We start from the raw sequence: 624 nt of genomic DNA, 5'->3' as shown, positions 1-624 counted from the left end.
AGTGGATAGAAGTCGGGCATTAAATTGGTCAAAAGACGAGGTGATTGAACGCTGGTATCAACTGTATCACGGCACAATTTTGGTTGACCGCTACCGCAAGGGTGAGCAGCTAGATAAAGCCTATATGTACAGCGTTGATAAAACGATAGAAGTGTGGCGAAATCGACTTTACGACATCAGTTGGTACATGCGCAACTTGAATGAATTTATAGCCAGAGAAGCGAATAAAGAAGACCGCTGCACTGGCCGATTCTGGGAAGGACGTTTCAAATCTCAAGCGCTATTAGACGAGCAAGCTGTACTCAGTTGCATGATGTACGTCGATTTGAATCCCATCAGAGCCAAAATGGCGAAAAACCTGCAAGACAGCGACTTTACGTCAATTCAAGAGCGCATTCAGCATTACAAAAAGCAGTCCACGTTAGAAAAAACCGAACAAGTTACTCTGCAACCAAAGCAGCTTATGGCGTTTGGCAGTAACGCAAACAATCAAACCATTCCATTTAAGTTACTGGATTACCTGGAACTCGCTGATTGGAGTGGCCGACATTTTGACCCCAAAAAGCGCGGCGCTATCAGCAAAACCCAACCCAAGATATTAGTGGAATTGGGGATTGAAACTGC

General features: G+C 44.7%; 1 pseudogene. It reads left to right on the top strand.

Features of this window, described 5'->3' with window-relative positions:
• Window positions 1–624: pseudogene (locus PULV_RS00030) on the top strand (alpha-amylase family glycosyl hydrolase); the annotation flags it as partial.

This window comes from Pseudoalteromonas ulvae UL12 (assembly GCF_014925405.1).
GTDB lineage: Bacteria > Pseudomonadota > Gammaproteobacteria > Enterobacterales > Alteromonadaceae > Pseudoalteromonas > Pseudoalteromonas ulvae.
Note: the sequence above shows the minus strand (reverse complement) of the source record. Positions and strands in the feature narration are given on the sequence as shown.